This window comes from Dactylosporangium siamense, from assembly GCF_016862795.1.
GTDB classification, from domain to species: domain Bacteria; phylum Actinomycetota; class Actinomycetes; order Mycobacteriales; family Micromonosporaceae; genus Dactylosporangium; species Dactylosporangium siamense.
Map to the genome: position 1 here is coordinate 15005 of NZ_BONQ01000004.1, position 14803 is coordinate 29807.

The following is a 14803-nucleotide window of genomic DNA, read 5'->3' on the forward strand; positions in this document are numbered from 1 at the left end:
GACCAGAACCGCGAACCGCAACCAGCGCCGATCCACCCCCACGGCCAAATACACGGCGTGAGGGTGGATCGGAGGAAGCCGGGTCAGTCGACCTCGACGGCCGCCGCGGCGAACTGTGCGGAATACAGCCGCGCATACGCGCCGCCGGACGCGAGCAGCGACTCGTGTGTCCCCTGCTCCACGATCGTGCCGTGCTCCATGACGAGGATCAGGTCGGCGTCGCGGATGGTGGAGAGGCGGTGGGCGATGACGAAGCTCGTCCGGCCGGCCCGCAGCGTGCTCATGGCACGCTGGATGAGGACCTCGGTGCGGGTGTCGACGGAGCTGGTGGCCTCGTCGAGGATGAGGATCGTCGGCTCGGCGAGGAACGCTCGGGCGATCGTGATGAGCTGCTTCTCGCCCGCCGAGACGCCGGCGCCCTCCTCGTCGATGACGGTGTCGTAGCCGTCGGGGAGGGTGCGGACGAACCGGTCGGCGTGGGCCGTCTCGGCCGCGGCGACGACCTTGTCGTGGGTCGGGTGGTCGGCGCCGTAGGCGAGGTTCTCCGCGATGGTGCCCTGGAAGAGCCACGTGTCCTGCAGGACCATGCCGATCTGCTCGCGGAGGTCGTCGCGGGTCATCGTGGCGATGTCGACGTCGTCGAGGAGGATGCGGCCGGCGGTCAGGTCGTAGAAGCGCATGACGAGGTTGACGAGCGTGGTCTTGCCTGCACCGGTGGGACCGACGATCGCGACCGTCTGGCCGGGCTCGACGGTGAGCGTGAGGTCCTCGATGAGGGGCTCGTCGTGCTTGTAGCGGAACGACACCCCCTCGAACGTGACCTTGCCCCGCACCTGGGCGGGCCGGGACGGCTTGACCGGGTCCGGCGACTGCTCGGCGGCGTCCAGGAGCTGGAAGACCCGTTCGGCGGAGGCGACGCCGGACTGCACCAGGTTGGCCATGCTCGCGACCTGGGTCAGGGGCTGGCTGAACTGGCGGGAGTACTGGATGAACGCCTGCACGTCGCCGAGGGACAATGACCCGGACGCGACCCGCAGCCCGCCGACGACGGCGACGAGGACGTAGTTGAGGTTGCCGATGAACATCATCGCGGGCTGGATCAGCCCGGAGATGAACTGGGCCCGGAACGACGCCGTGTAGAGCGCCTCGTTGTGCTCCTCGAACGTCTTCGCGGCCTCGGCCTGGCGGCCGAAGATCTTCACCACGGAGTGCCCGGTGAACATCTCCTCGATGTGGCCGTTGAGCTTGCCGGTGGACGCCCACTGCTTGACGAACTGCGGCTGGGACCGCTTGCCGATGCGCATCGTGATGAGCACCGACACCGGCACCGTGACCAGGGCGATGATCGCGAGCAGCGGCGAGATCCAGAACATCATGCCCAGGACGCCGACGATCGTCAGCAGGGACGTGAGCAGCATGCTCATCGACTGCTGCAGGGTCATGGCGATGTTGTCGGTGTCGTTGGTGGCGCGGCTGAGGACCTCGCCGCGGGGCTGCTGGTCGAAGTAGCTCAGCGGCAGCCGGGACAGCTTCGCCGAGACGTGCTCGCGGAGCCGGTAGACGGTGCGCTGCACGATGACCGTGGTGAGCCGGGCCTGGAGCAGGCCGAGGATCCAGGCGCCGAGGTAGATGACGGCGACCCACAGCAGGACCCGTTCGAGCCGATCGAAGTCGATCCCGCGGCCGGGCACGACGTGGTCCATCGCGGCGAGCATGTCGGCGTAGCGGTCCTGGCCGCGTGCCCGCGCCCCGGCGACCGCCTCGGCCTGGGTGATGCCGGCCGGCAGTTCCCGGCCGATGATGCCCTCGAAGATGACGTCGGTGGCCTTGCCGAGCAACCTCGGCCCGATGACGGACAGCACGACGCTGCCGATGCCGAACACGAGGACCGCGGCGACCAGCAGCCGGTCCGGTGCGAGCATCCGCAGCAGCCGCTTGGAGGAGCCCTTGAAGTCCTCGAGCTTCGCCGGCGGCCCGCCGGCACCCATCATCATTCTGCCGGGGCCGAACGCGGGCGGCGTGGGCCGCGATCCGCCGCCGGGGCGTCCAGGTCCGGTCATGCCGCCGCCTCCTGCTCGGTGAGCTGGGACAGGACGATCTCGCGGTAGGTCGCGTTGCCGTCCATGAGTTCGGTGTGGGTGCCGGTGCCGACCACGCGGCCCTCGTCGATCACGACGATGGTCTGCGCGTCGCGGATCGTGCTGACCCGCTGCGCCACGATGACGACCGTCGCGTCGGCGATCTCGGCCCGCAGCGCGTCGCGCAGCGCGGCGTCGGTCGCGTAGTCCAGGGCGGAGAACGAGTCGTCGAACAGGTAGACCTCGGGCCGGGCGACGAGCGTGCGGGCGATCGCGAGGCGCTGCCGCTGCCCGCCGGAGACGTTGGTCCCGCCCTGCGCGATCGGCGCGTCGAGCGCCTCGGGCATGGCCCGCACGAAGTCGGCGGCCTGGGCGACCTCCAAAGCCCGCCACAGCTCGGCGTCGGTCGCGTCGGGCCGGCCGTAGCGCAGGTTGGACGCGACGGTGCCGGAGAACAGGTACGGCTTCTGCGGCACCATGCTCACCGTCGCCGACAGCAGCGCGGGGTCGATGTCGCGCACGTCGACGCCGTCGACCAGCACGGTGCCGCCGGTCGCGTCCATCAGCCGCGGGACGAGGTTGAGCAGCGTGGTCTTGCCGGCGCCGGTGCTGCCGATGATCGCGGTCGTCTCGCCGGGCCGGGCGGTGAGGTCGATGCCGCTGATGACGGGCGACTCCGCGCCCGGGTAGCGGAACTCGACCCCGCGCAGCTCCAGCTCACCGTGGCGGGGCAGGCTCGTGACCGCCTTCGCCGGCGGCACGACGCTGGACCCGGTCGTGAGGACCTCCTGGATGCGCTCGGCGCACACCTCGGCCCGCGGGATCATGACGAACATGAACGTCGCCATCATCACCGCCATCAGGATCTGCATGAGGTAGCTCAGGAACGCGGTCAGTGCCCCGACCTGCATGCCGCCGCTGTCGATGCGGTGCGCGCCGAACCAGAGCACGAGGATGCTGGAGGCGTTGACGACCAGCATCACCGTCGGGAACATCAGCGACATCAGCCGGCCGACGGCGAGTGACACGTCGCGCAGGTCGCCGTTGGTCTTGGCGAAGCGGACCCGCTCGTGCTCGTCGCGGACGAAGGCCCGGATCACCCGGATGCCGGTGATCTGCTCCCGGATGACCCGGTTGACCAGGTCGATGCGCACCTGCATGGTGCGGAACAGCGGCCGCATCCGCACCACGATGACGGAGATGACCCCGACCAGGATCGGCACGACGACCAGCAGCAGCGCCGAGAGCGGCACGTCCTGCACGAGCGCGAGGATGATGCCGCCGACGCACATGATCGGTGCGGACACCATCAGCGTGAAGGTCATCAGCACCAGCATCTGGACCTGCTGGATGTCGTTGGTGGTGCGGGTGATCAGCGACGGCGCGCCGAACTGCCCGACCTCCCGCGTGGAGAGCTCCTGCACGTGGGCGAAGATGCCGGCGCGCACGTCACGGCCCAGCGCCATCGCGGTGCGGGCGCCGAAGTAGACCGCGGCCGCGGAGCACACGATCTGCACGGCGGTGACGGCGAGCATCCAGCCGCCGATGCGCATGATGTAACCGGTGTCGCCGGTGACGACGCCACCGTCGATGATGTCGGCGTTGAGGGTCGGCAGATACAGCGTCGCCAGGGTCTGCACCAGTTGCAGCAGCACCACCAGCGTGATCGGCCGTTTGTAGGGCCGAAGATAGGTTTTGAGCAGTTGGATGAGCATCGTCAGGCGTCTCCCCCGGGGGTGTCGGTCGGGCGGACCAGCAGGCCGTCCAGTAGGACGGCGACCACGCCGTCGGCATCCAGCGCCTCGGGCCCGGCCAGCTCCTGCCGGACCGACGCGATGGAGAGCAGCACGAGCATGCCGGCGGTTGCGCCCGGGCCGCGCCGCAGCAGCGCCCGGTCCGGCTCGATGAGGGCCGCGACCGTCTCGGTCAGCCGCCGGCGGCCCTCCATCAGCTGCTCGACCTGCCGCCGGCCGAGCTCCATCGGCAGCGTGCGGGCGACCATCATCAGCTGAGCGTTGGTCTCGAAGCGGCGCATCAGGATCGCCGCGGCGTCGCGCATGCGCTCCCGCAGGGGTGCCTGCGGGTCGATCGCGCTGAGCTGGCGCAGCACTGACTCCTGGTCGAAGGCGGTGTCGAGTGCGGCGAGGATCAGCGACGCCTTGTCGGGGAAGACGCCGAAGATGGTGCCCTCGGCGACGCCCGCGGCCTCGGCGATCTGCTTCGTGGTGACCGCCGCGCCGTGCGTGCGCAGCAGCGGGATGGTCGCGGCGATGATCGTCGCCCGTCGCTCGTCCGGCGACAGCGCGGGAACGCGCCGGCGGCGGGTCTGCACGGGCTGCTGGTTCACGATGGCCACCTTACTGAGCGAGCACTCACTCGGACAACTGGATTTCCAAAGATGCCGGACAACGAGGTTTCAAAAAAGACGAGAACCACACCCTAAGCACACCCCCCGACACTTCCCGGCGCCCGCTACCGCACCGCAACCGTGCGTGATCGCGGCAGGCACCTGGGTAACCCGAATCTGATGGGGCACAGCCGAGCCGGGGGGACGAGATGACGACACATGCTCACGACGAGGACGCCCGCCTCGCCGCGCTGCACAGTTACGGCATCCTCGACGGCCCCCGCCCGCCGGCCCTCGACGAGCTCACCCGGCTCGCGAGCTCGATCTTCGACACCCCGATGTCGGCGGTCTCCCTCGTCGACCGGGACCGGCAGTGGTTCGCCGGCAACACCGGCCTCGGCGACGCCGAGACCCCGCTCGACGTCTCCTTCTGCGTCCACGCCGTGCGCGACCGGCGGCAGCTCGTCGTGCCCGACGCCCGCCTCGACCCGCACTTCGGCACGTACCCCAACGTCACCGGCGACCCGCACATCCGCTTCTACGCCGGCTCCCCCCTCGTCGACGAGGACGGCCACGCCCTCGGCGCGCTGTGCGTCATCGACGACCGCCCCGGCGACATCGGCCCCCGCCAGCGTGAGGCCCTGGACACCCTCGCCGCGCAGGCGGTGGGCCACCTCTCCCTGTTGCGCAGCCGGATCCTGCTCACCGAGCTCGGCGACGAGCTGGCCCGGGCCACCCAGCGCGAGGAGGACCTGATCGCGACCGTCTCGCACGAGCTGCGCACCCCGGTCGCCGCGATCCAGGGCTACCTGGAGCTGCTGGCCGAGGAGGAGCAGCTGGCCGCGTACGCGCGGCTGGTCGAGCCCATCCAGCGCAACGGCGAGCGGCTCATCCGGATGGTCGACCACCTGCTCACCGGCACCCGCCCGGCGCACGCCCCGACCGAGCTGCACCGCACCCCGGTCGACCTGGCCATGGTCGTCGAGGCCGCCTGGCGCGCCTGCCGCGCCCTCGCCGAGCAGCGCGCGGTCGCCTTGACCTCGGTGCCCACCCCGGCGCAGGTCGTCGTGCGGGCCGACGTGACCCAGCTGACCCACGCGGTCCAGCAGCTCATCCGCAACGCCGTGCTGTTCACCCCGGCGGGCGGCGAGGTCACGGTCTCCATCGCGGGCGGGCCGGTGCCGACCGTCGAGATCGCCGACACCGGGGAGGGCATCCCGGCCGACGAGCTGCCATACGTCTTCCAACGCTTCTATCGCGGCCGGTACGCCCGGCAACAGGCCGTTCCCGGCGTCGGGCTGGGCCTGCACATCGCCCGCCAGGCCGCGACCGCCCACGGCGGCACCGTGACCCTCCGCTCGGGCCAGACCGGCACCACCGCCCGGCTCACCCTGGGCTGAAACCCCTCTGACGTGGAACTTTCACGGCAGGTGCCTTGTCCCACCGCACCGGCGACGTCGACGCTTGCCAATGCGCGAAGCCCGTGGGAACACTGCGCTCACCTCATGTGAGGAGGAGCACATTGCGCCCAATGTGGAGCGTCGTCGCGGCCATCGCCGTCGGCGCCGTCGCGGTTCTCGTGGTGCCCGCCCCGGCGGGGGCCCACGGTGTCGCCATGGTGCCCGGCAGCCGCACCTATCTGTGCTATGTGGACGGGCTGCGAGCCAACGGCCAGATCATCCCGTCCAACCCCGCCTGCGCCGACGCCGTCGCGCAGGGCGGCCAGCAGCCGCTGTACGACTGGTTCGGCGTGCTGCGCTCCGACGCCGGCGGCCGCACGACCGGCTACATCCCCGACGGCCAGATCTGCGGGGCGGGCACGACGAAGTACGCCGCGTACAACGCCGCCCGCACCGACTGGCCGCTCACCCACCTGACCGCCGGCTCGACGATCCAGCTGCGCTACAGCAACTGGGCCGCGCACCCCGGCACGTTCCACCTGTACGTCACCCGCAACGGCTGGAGCCCCACCACCCCGCTCGCGTGGGGTGACCTGGAGCCGTTCTGGAGTGCGACCGACCCGCCGCAGTCCGGGCCGCCCGGCGCGCTCAACTACTACTCGTTCAACACCACCCTGCCGGCGGGCAAGACCGGCCGGCACATGCTGTTCATCCAGTGGGTTCGCTCCGACAGCCAGGAGAACTTCTTCAGCTGCTCGGACATCGTCTTCGACGGCGGCAACGGCGAGGTGACCGGCATCAACAACCCGCCCACCTCACCGTCGGCGTCCGTGTCGCCGTCGCGGTCCGTCTCACCGTCACCGTCAAGGTCGGTCTCGCCGTCGCCGTCACGGTCCGCGTCGTCCTCACCGCCACCGTCCGGCGGGTCCGGCGGGTGCACCGCGACCTGGCGGATCGTGCCCAGCTCGTGGGCCGGGCACTTCCAGGCCGAGGTCACGGTCCGCAACAGCGGATCAGCGAGCCTGAACGGGTGGACCGTGCGCTGGACGTACCAGGGCGGAGAGGGCTTCGAAGGCTCGCCCTGGAACGGCACCCTGGTCGGTCAACCGCCGAACGTCGCGGTCAGCAACGTCGACTGGAACAGGGTCCTGGCCGCCGGCGCCACGACGTCGTTCGGGTTCAACGCCACCGGCACGGCCCCGGCGACCGCACCGACGCTGAGCTGCACCAGCCAATGATCAAGTCACCGTGGTTGCGCCTGCTGACCGGTGTGGTGGCGGTGGCGTTGGTACTGGTAGGCCTCGTCATCGCCACCACCCGCACGGGTACCCCGGACACACCCGCCGAGAAGGAGCCGGTGCACACCGTCACCGGCACCCTCGACGGCCGGCAGGCAGCCACGCTCGAGGTGGTCACCGGCGCCGAGTCGGTGATCATCCACAGCGAGCCGATGGACGGCTATCTGTACCGCGCCTCGACGCTGCCCGGCAGCCGGGTCGAACCGGCTGCCGCGGTGGACGGCGACGTGGTCAAGCTCAGCCTGAACGGCACCGAGATCGCCGGCCAGGCCACCGTCCACGTGTACCTCAACTCGACCGTCCGCTGGCAGCTCAAGCTCGCCGGCGGCGGCCTGCGGCAGGTCGTCGACTTCGCCTCCGGCCGCCTCGCCGGCGTCGACGTGCTCGCCGGCGTCCAGGAGCTCGACGTCACCGTCCCCAAACCGGAGGGCGAACTGCCGATCCGGGTCGGCGGCGTCGGCAAGCTCCTGGTCCACGCGCCGGCCGGCCCGCCGGCGCAGCTGACCCTCGGCGCGGGCAGCACCGTCGGCAAGGCCACCCTGGACACCGCCGCCAAGCAGAACCTGGCCGGCGGCACCGTCCTGGCCCTGCCCGGCTGGCAACAGGCCGCCGACCGCTACACCCTGCGCGTCGACGGCGGCGCGGCCGAGGTCCTCCTCGACCGCCGCTGAGCGCCCCCGGCGCAGGCGCGGGCCGCGAACCCGCGCCTGCGTCGGGTATGCATGGACGCGTGACAGCGAACATGGCATGGCCCGGCGGGCGCAACGTCCGCGACCTCGGCGGCAGGGCGTTGCGCGACGGCGGGGTCACCCGGTCCGGGCTGGTGTTCCGCTCGGCCGCACCCGAGCACCTCACCGACGCCGGCTGGGCGGCGGCCCGGGCCACCGGGATCCGCACGGTGGTGGACCTGCGCAACGCGCCGACGGAGACCGGCCGCACCGCGGACCACCCGGTCATCCGGGCCGACTCGCTCGACGGGCTGGTCTTCGTCGCCGCGCCGACCGAGGACCCGGACGACGCCGAGTTCCTGCGGGTCTGCGGCCCGTGGCTCGATCATCCCCGCTCGTGGGCGGACAACGCACGGCTCGCCCCGGCGCGGGTCGCGGGCGCCGTGCGGGCCGTCGCGGCGGCGCGGCCGGCGGTGCTCGTGCACTGCGCCGGCGGCCGGGACCGCACCGGCATGATCTGCGCGATGCTGCTGGTCCTGGCCGGTGCCACCGCTGACGCCGTCGTCGACGACTACGCCGACGGGTGGCGGGGCGCCGGGGCATACGAGGGACACGGCTGGGTCTACGACCTGCAGCGGCAGACCTGGGACCGGCGGCATCTGCCGGCCGCGGAGCCGGCGGAGCTCGACCGTCAGGTGGCCGAGCGCGTCCCCGCAGTGCGGGAGTGGATCCGCACGTTCGACACCGAAGCGTTCCTGCGCTCGGCCGGGCTCTCCGGGCCGGAGCTGGACACCCTGCGGGCGCTGCTGCGACCGCTCAGCGGATCCTGATCGTGACCAGGAGGGCACCGCCGGGGCGGGCGCCACGGTCGGGGACGCGCATCGTCCGGCCGTCCGGGATGTCCTTCGGCAGGCGGATCTCGACCGTGCCGGTGGTGGTCGGGACCGTGACGACGGCGCCGGAGCGGGCCTGTTCCCCGGTGACGTCGAGGGTGTACAGGTAGTCGTCGCCCTGCCGCTGGAAGCCCTCGTGCGGGTCGACGAGGACCCGGACGAACAGGTCACCGGCCGGGCCGCCGGGGTCCGGGCTGGGATGCCCGCGGCCGGACAGCCGGACCCGCTGCCGGTCGCCGATCCCGGCCGGCAGTCGCACCTTCAGGGTCCGCCGGCCCAGCGCGCCGGTCAGCCCCGAGCCGCGGCAGGTGCCGCAGGTCGCGCCGCGGATCACGCCGCCGGCGACGCCGGTGCCCTTGCAGGGCACGCACAGGGTGGGCCAGTTCATGTTCAGCACGACGACGCCCTCGCGGACCTGGGCCTTGGTCAGCACGACGTCGGTCTCGTGGTTGCGGCCGGGCCGCAGCGGCGCGCGCGTCTTCGCGGTGCCGAAGAACTCGTCCATGATCTCTTTGAACCCGGCCCCGCTGTACGCCTCCGGCGGGTCCGGCTGCGAATCCGTGACCTTGGTGAAAGGCGGCGGCACCTCCGCAACCGGCGGCGGCACCTCCGCAACCGGCGGCGGCACCTCCGCAACCGGCGGCGGCACCTCCGCGACCGGCGGCGGCATCTCCGAAACAGGCGGCACGGTCAGTGGCACGGTGAACGGCGAGGTCGGCGCCGACCCGGTCAGCGTGACCAGGCCGCCGTGCGCGACCACCAGCTCCGGCTGCTCGATCACGACCGGCGCCAGCCGCAGCGCCCGGTGCAGCATCGTCGCCACCAGCGGGGTCCGGCTCGCGCCGCCGACCAGGAACACCCCGGTGAGACGGTCGGCGGGGACCTTGCTGGCGGCGATCGTGTCGCGGGTCAGGCGCACCGTGCGTTCCAGCCACGGCTGGGCGAACGTCTCGTACTCGCTCCTGGTGAGGTGCGCGTCGACGTCGAGGACCGGCACGGCCAGGTCGGCGGTGGTGCCCCGGGACAGCTGCTCCTTCGCCGCCCGGGCGTCGTCCCACAGGTGCCGGCGGTGGCGCCGATCGGCCGGGCTCTGCGGGGCGAGCAGCCGCTGCCAGGTGGGGTCGTCGGGGCGCACGGTGCGCCGCGCCCAGTCCACGACCGCGGCGTCGAGGTCGACCCCGCCGACGTCGAGGCCGTCGGCGGCGGCCACGTCCCAGGCGTCGTCGCCGGTGCGGCGGACCACGCTCACGTCGAACGTGCCGCCGCCGAAGTCGTACACGACGATGGCGTCGCCGTGGCGCACCTGGTGACCGAGGACGGTGGTGAAGTACGCCGCCGCGGCGACGGGTTCGCTGACCAGTTCGACGCCGGTGAGGCCGGCCGCCGACGCGGCGGCGGACAGCACGCCACGCCGCTGCGGTCCCCACCCGGCCGGGCAGGTGAGCACGGTCCGCGCGGGCGCCGACCCGCCGAGGGTGCGAGCCGCCTCCTCGCGGACCCGGCGCAGCACCGCCGCGCAGGCGTCGACCACGCCGATCTCGGCGTCGCCGAGCAGCAGCGTGCCCTCGTCGAGGCGCCGTTTCGGGTTGGGTTCGTATCTGGCCGGGTCGGCCCTGGCGGAGCGGTCCGCGTCCCGGCCGACCAGCAGCCGGCCGTCGGTGCCGGCGAAGACCGCGGAGGACAGCAACGGCGAAGCGTCGAACAGCAGCGGCTCGACCCGGCCGTCGGCGCGGGCGAGCACCGCCACGGTGTGCGACGTGCCGAAGTCGAGGGCGAGACCGGGCGCGATCGACGTCACTGTCGCAGCCTATCGACGTCACGCACGCCGGGCGCGGCCCGAAACGCCGCCGCGAGCGGCCGGGAACCGGAAACACGCCCCGCAGGCACCGAAATCGGGCGGTCACGATAGGGTCCGGCGATGATCGATGAGGACGGCTATTTCGGGGAGCGGGTCGCGGCCCGGTACGACGAGTCGTCGAGGGAGATGGCGGACCCCGCGGTCGTGCAGCCGGCCGTCGACACGCTCGCCAAGCTCGCCGACGGCGGCCGGGCCCTGGAGCTGGGCATCGGCACGGGTCGTATCGCGCTGCCGCTCGCCGCCCGCGGCGTGCCGGTGCACGGCATCGACCTGTCCCGGGCCATGGTGGCCCGGCTGCGCGAGAAGCCCGGCGGCGAGGCGATCAGCGTCACGATCGGCGACTTCGCCACGGCCCGGGTCGACGCGGCGTTCTCCGTGGCGTACCTGGTCTTCAACACGATCATGAATCTGACGACCCAGGCGGCGCAGGTCGCCTGCTTCCGCAACGTGGCGGCGCACCTGCAGCCCGGCGGCCGGTTCGTCGTCGAGGTGATGATGCCGGACCTGCGGCGGCTCCCACCGGGCCAGGACGTCGTGCCGTTCCACGTGAGCAAGACCCGCTGGGCCTACGACCTGTACGACGTCGCCACCCAGTCGATGAGCTCCAACTACGTCGAGGTCTCCGGCGGCCGCGGCGGCTTCCGCTCCATCCCGTTCCGCTACGTGTGGCCCGCCGAACTGGACCTGATGGCGCAGATGGCCGGCCTGCACCTGCAGCACCGCTGGTCGGGCTGGGACCAGGAGCCGTTCACCAGCGACAGCACCCAGCACGTCTCCGTCTGGGAGAAGCCCCTGCTGCCGGAGTGACGCATGCCCGACACGCGCCGTTTTTGACCCGGGGACGGTTGCCCGGAAGGATCGGTGCGGCGTTCGGGGATGGGGGGCACCGCAATGCGCAACCGGCGGGTGAGTCTGCTGGACATCGGGCTGGACCAGTCGTTCGACGCCTCGATGGCCTTCGTCCAGTCGACCCTGCAGAGCATCAACGCCGGCCTGCCGGAGTCGATCGTGGACATCGACTTCGTGCGGTCCCGGGACCTCGACACGGTCCTGGCCGCGTTCACCGCGCCGTGCGACGTCCTGCACGTGATGGCGCACGGCGATCACGGCGAGACCCCGATGTTCAGTAGCACCGACGGCAAGACCGCCATCTCGTTGGAGGCGATCGGTGACTACTCCGCCGACCGTGGCAGCGGGCTCAACGCGAGCGCCGTGCTCGCCGACGGGTGCAAGACCGGCATCGGCGCGTGGCAGCGGGCGCTGCGCAACTGCCTGCACGGGGAGATCGTCTACATCGGCTCGTCCGCCCTGGTCGGCTGGCACGAGAGCACCGTGTTCTGCTCGGCGTTCTACGGCGCGTTGTTCCGCAACAAGGGCAAGGGCTCGACCCCGGCCGAGCAGGCGTGGGACGCGGCCAGCCGGGCGATCGAGGCATACGCGGCGATCACCGACCGGGTCTGCCCCTACAAGGTGATGGTGCTGGAGCCGAGCCGCCAGGCCCGCCTGGCGTTCAGATAAAGGGCATAAGGGCGATTTTGTCGGGTAGGTCCGCCGACGTGCTGACCAACCTTGCGCATCTGGACTCCCTGCGGGTCCGTCTCACCCCGCCGCCGCAGCCGGGCCACACCACGTTCCGGCTGGCCGAGGAGCCCTCCGTCGAGGTCGTGTGGACCTACGCCGAGCGGCTCCCGGACGGCAGTTACCTCCCGGTCGGCGGCGGGCCCGTCGACCCCGACACCGGTCACTACACCCAGGGCGCCTTCAACGCCGACGACATCGCCCGGGCCGCCGTGGTGTACCTGCGGCACTGGCAGGCCACGGGCGCGGACACCAGCCGGGACGCGGCGCGGCAGCTGCTGCGCGGGCTGTGCTTCCTGCAGACCGTGCACGACGACGACCCCGACGACCCCGCGCACGGCAACGTGGTGCTGTGGCAGCAGCCGGACGGCATCCTCAACCGCAGCGGCATCCCCGCGGAGAGCCCCGACCCGTCCGACACCGGCGAGTCGGCGTGGCTGGCCCGCACGGTCTGGGCCCTCGGTGAGGGGTTCGCGGCATTCCAGGGCGACCCGGATTTCGGGGCGTTCCTGCGGCGCAGGCTCCGGCTGGCGATGAGCGCGATCCGCCGTCAGGTGCTGCCACGGTACGGCCAATGGCGCGTCGTGGAGGACTCGGCCACCCCCGCGTGGCTGATCGGGGACGGCGCGGACCTGACCGGCGAGGCACTGCTGGGGCTCTGCGCGTACACCGGATGCACCGGCGACGACGACGCGCGGAAGCTCCTCGAACAGCTCGCCGAGGGGGTCACCGCGATGCGGACCGGCACGCCCTGGACCTGGCCGTTCGGGGCGGTGCTGCCCAGCGCCCTGTCACGCAGCGCCTGGCACGCGTGGGCCGGGCTGGCACCGGCCGGACTGGCCCGCGTCTACGAGGTTGCCGGTGACCTGGCGGCCCGGGACGCGGCCCTGGCCGACGCGGCGTCGTTCACCCCGCACCTGCTGGTGGAGGGCGGACCGGACAACCTGCGGGTCGCGGTCCCGGGCGCCCGGGAGGCGCTGACGATCGACGGGGTGCAGCTGTCCTACGGCGCCCAGTCCCGGGTCGAGTCGCTGCTGACCACGGCCAGGGTGACGGGCCGGCCCGCGCTGTCGACCCTCGCCGGGATCGCCGGCTCGTGGTTCTTCGGCAACAACCCGGCCGGCGCACCCATGTACGACCCGGCGACCGGCCGCACCTACGACGGCGTCGACATCCCCGACGCCCCGCCGCAGCAGCAGGGCCCGCGGGGCGTCGTGCACCGCGACGCGGGCGCCGAGTCCACGATCCACGGCCTGCTCGCCATGCTCGCCCTGGACTCGGACCCGCACGCGGCGGCCGTGGCCCGCATCGCGGAGACCGAGACCGACCTGGAGCCGGGTGCCGGGGCCGGCGACTGCCGCAAGGACGGCGAGCTGCGCTGCCTCACGCTGCGGGACCCGCTGACCGGGGCCCGGCTGACGCTGCTGCGCAGCGTCGCGACCAGCACCCGGGTCTGCGACGTCGACGTGGCCGGCGGCACCACCGAGAGCACCGCCACCGTGACGGTCAACGACCCCGGCGGCGAGGAGCTGGAGCACTACACGACGTCGGCGGGCCGCATCCGGGCGCTCGTCCCGGCCGGCGGCTTCACCGTCATCACGCGGATGCCGGAGACCGGCTGACCGGCCGGCGCCCGCGGGCGCCCGGGCCCGCGGCCGCCACGGTGGGGTGGGTTCCTCATGTCACGTCATCGGGCCTTGGCGTGCAACTGACTGTCACGTCATCGGGCCCTGGCGTGCAACAGGCTGTCACGTCATCGGGCCCTGGCGTGCAACAGGCTGTCACGTCATCGGGCCCTGGCGTGCAGGAGGCGGAACAGGGTCAGCCACTGCTCGGGCCAGACCAGCCCGACCGGGGTGTCCGGGGCGAGCCGCACCGCCCGGAACGCGGCCGACACGCGCCGCGGGTCGAACCGGCGGCTCAGCGACGCGTGCAGCGACCCGCCGACGCCGCCGAACCCGAGGTCCACGAACGGTTCCCAGCCGCGGGCCGGCGCGAGCGGCACCGGCCTGCGGGTCAGCCGCAGGATGCCGCCGTCGACGCGGGGCACCGGCCGGAACGCCGCCCGCGGCACCCGCCCGGCGAGCCGCCAGTCCCACCACGGCCAGGTCAGGATCGTCAGCCGGGTCCAGCGGCCGTAGTCGCCGGTGCGTTTGCGGGCGTACTCGAGCTGGGTCAGCAGCGTCGCCCCGGTCAGGCCGGGGGCGTGCAGGCACCAGTCAACGACGGCGGACGTCAGCGCGTACGGGATGTTGCCGACGACCGTGAACGGCTCCGCCGGCGGCGCCGACGCGAGGAAGTCCGCGACCCGGACCGTGACGTCGCCGCCTCCGGGGACGCCGGCGGGGAGGGCGGCGGCGAGGGCCGGGTCGACCTCGTAGGCGATGACCCGCCGGCACCGCTGGGCGAGCGCGGCGGTGACGTGCCCGCGCCCCGCGCCGACCTCGACGACGACTCCGCGGGGTTCGAGCTGTGCCGCGTCGACCAGCCGGCGGACCGCGTCGGGGGCGGTGAGCAGGTTCTGGCCGTACACGCGGCGGCTTCTGGCTTGAAGGTTTTTCCGGATGGATGGCGCCATGACCGTGGGTCCCGTCTGCCGCCGCGACTCGGCGGCGAAACACGGACAGGCGGCATCGCGGCCCGTCCGTCTCCGAAGATGGACTCGGTGGGCCCTGGCGCGGCT

12 protein-coding genes are annotated in these 14803 nt (G+C 72.6%); 7 read left to right on the forward strand and 5 right to left on the reverse strand.

The genetic code is table 11. The features are described from left to right. Nucleotides 1-83: 83 nt before the first annotated feature. Genes Dsi01nite_RS00715 through Dsi01nite_RS00725 form a run of 3 tightly spaced genes read right to left on the reverse strand, consistent with a single transcriptional unit; the run spans nucleotide 84 to nucleotide 4425 of the window. Nucleotides 84-2060: an ABC transporter ATP-binding protein gene (locus Dsi01nite_RS00715; protein ID WP_373318708.1), complete on the reverse strand. Its 1977-nt coding sequence runs from the start codon at nucleotides 2058-2060 to the stop codon at nucleotides 84-86. Then, entirely contained in the window at nucleotides 2057-3793 is a 1737-nt protein-coding gene (locus Dsi01nite_RS00720; protein WP_203843991.1) for an ABC transporter ATP-binding protein, read from the reverse strand. Before Dsi01nite_RS00720 ends, Dsi01nite_RS00715 begins: the two co-directional genes overlap by 4 nt. Nucleotides 3794-3795: 2 nt before the next feature. Beyond that, on the reverse strand, nucleotides 3796-4425 hold the full coding sequence (locus Dsi01nite_RS00725) for a TetR/AcrR family transcriptional regulator (RefSeq protein ID WP_203843992.1): 630 nt from the start codon (nucleotides 4423-4425) through the stop codon (nucleotides 3796-3798). 209 nt (nucleotides 4426-4634) lie between these two features. On the opposite strand from Dsi01nite_RS00725, the gene Dsi01nite_RS00730 reads away from it, so the two are divergent. From Dsi01nite_RS00730 to Dsi01nite_RS00745, 4 genes are all read left to right on the forward strand, one after another. Beyond that, nucleotides 4635-5825 carry a GAF domain-containing sensor histidine kinase gene (locus tag Dsi01nite_RS00730; protein ID WP_203843993.1) on the forward strand — a complete coding sequence of 397 codons (1191 nt, stop codon included), beginning with the start codon at nucleotides 4635-4637 and terminating at the stop codon, nucleotides 5823-5825. 131 nt (nucleotides 5826-5956) lie between these two features. Continuing rightward, nucleotides 5957-7063, forward strand: coding sequence for a lytic polysaccharide monooxygenase (locus Dsi01nite_RS00735; protein WP_203843994.1), 1107 nt, complete (start codon nucleotides 5957-5959; stop codon nucleotides 7061-7063). Continuing rightward, nucleotides 7060-7794: a hypothetical protein gene (locus tag Dsi01nite_RS00740; RefSeq protein WP_203843995.1), complete on the forward strand. Its 735-nt coding sequence runs from the start codon at nucleotides 7060-7062 to the stop codon at nucleotides 7792-7794. Before Dsi01nite_RS00735 ends, Dsi01nite_RS00740 begins: the two co-directional genes overlap by 4 nt. Before the next feature lie 59 nt (nucleotides 7795-7853). After that, a complete protein-coding gene (locus tag Dsi01nite_RS00745; RefSeq protein ID WP_203843996.1) occupies nucleotides 7854-8621 on the forward strand; it encodes a tyrosine-protein phosphatase in 768 nt (255 codons plus the stop codon). Here the strand turns inward: Dsi01nite_RS00745 and Dsi01nite_RS00750 are convergent. Then, nucleotides 8608-10482: an Hsp70 family protein gene (locus Dsi01nite_RS00750; RefSeq protein ID WP_203843997.1), complete on the reverse strand. Its 1875-nt coding sequence runs from the start codon at nucleotides 10480-10482 to the stop codon at nucleotides 8608-8610. The two genes, Dsi01nite_RS00745 and Dsi01nite_RS00750, sit on opposite strands and share 14 nt — an antisense overlap. A 120-nt stretch (nucleotides 10483-10602) precedes the next feature. Here Dsi01nite_RS00750 and Dsi01nite_RS00755 point away from each other — a divergent pair, with 120 nt between their 5' ends. The 3 genes from Dsi01nite_RS00755 (at nucleotide 10603) to Dsi01nite_RS00765 (ending at nucleotide 13742) form a co-directional block, all read left to right on the forward strand. Next, nucleotides 10603-11349 (forward strand): class I SAM-dependent DNA methyltransferase, encoded by a 747-nt coding sequence (locus Dsi01nite_RS00755; RefSeq protein WP_203843998.1) that lies wholly within the window; start codon nucleotides 10603-10605, stop codon nucleotides 11347-11349. A 69-nt stretch (nucleotides 11350-11418) separates the two neighbouring features. Further along, entirely contained in the window at nucleotides 11419-12060 is a 642-nt protein-coding gene (locus Dsi01nite_RS00760; RefSeq protein WP_239135591.1) for a hypothetical protein, read from the forward strand. Between the two features lie 38 nt (nucleotides 12061-12098). Beyond that, nucleotides 12099-13742 carry a hypothetical protein gene (locus Dsi01nite_RS00765; protein WP_203843999.1) on the forward strand — a complete coding sequence of 548 codons (1644 nt, stop codon included), beginning with the start codon at nucleotides 12099-12101 and terminating at the stop codon, nucleotides 13740-13742. 164 nt (nucleotides 13743-13906) lie between these two features. Here the strand turns inward: Dsi01nite_RS00765 and erm are convergent, their stop codons facing one another. After that, nucleotides 13907-14698, reverse strand: a complete 792-nt coding sequence (erm, locus tag Dsi01nite_RS00770) for an ErmE/ErmH/ErmO/ErmR family 23S rRNA (adenine(2058)-N(6))-methyltransferase (RefSeq protein ID WP_203844000.1) — start codon at nucleotides 14696-14698, stop codon at nucleotides 13907-13909. Between the last annotated feature and the right edge of the window lie 105 nt (nucleotides 14699-14803).

Bases quoted from the DNA above. Each gene is read 5' to 3' on its own strand.
- Dsi01nite_RS00715 (WP_373318708.1), bottom strand. From the start codon at position 2,060: ATGACCGGACCTGGACGCCCCGGCGGCGGATCGCGGCCCACGCCGCCC.
- Dsi01nite_RS00720 (WP_203843991.1), bottom strand. From the start codon at position 3,793: ATGCTCATCCAACTGCTCAAAACCTATCTTCGGCCCTACAAACGGCCG.
- Dsi01nite_RS00730 (WP_203843993.1), top strand. From the start codon at position 4,635: ATGACGACACATGCTCACGACGAGGACGCCCGCCTCGCCGCGCTGCAC.
- Dsi01nite_RS00735 (WP_203843994.1), top strand. From the start codon at position 5,957: ATGTGGAGCGTCGTCGCGGCCATCGCCGTCGGCGCCGTCGCGGTTCTC.
- Dsi01nite_RS00740 (WP_203843995.1), top strand. From the start codon at position 7,060: ATGATCAAGTCACCGTGGTTGCGCCTGCTGACCGGTGTGGTGGCGGTG.
- Dsi01nite_RS00755 (WP_203843998.1), top strand. From the start codon at position 10,603: ATGATCGATGAGGACGGCTATTTCGGGGAGCGGGTCGCGGCCCGGTAC.
- Dsi01nite_RS00760 (WP_239135591.1), top strand. From the start codon at position 11,419: ATGGGGGGCACCGCAATGCGCAACCGGCGGGTGAGTCTGCTGGACATC.
- erm (WP_203844000.1), bottom strand. From the start codon at position 14,698: ATGGCGCCATCCATCCGGAAAAACCTTCAAGCCAGAAGCCGCCGCGTG.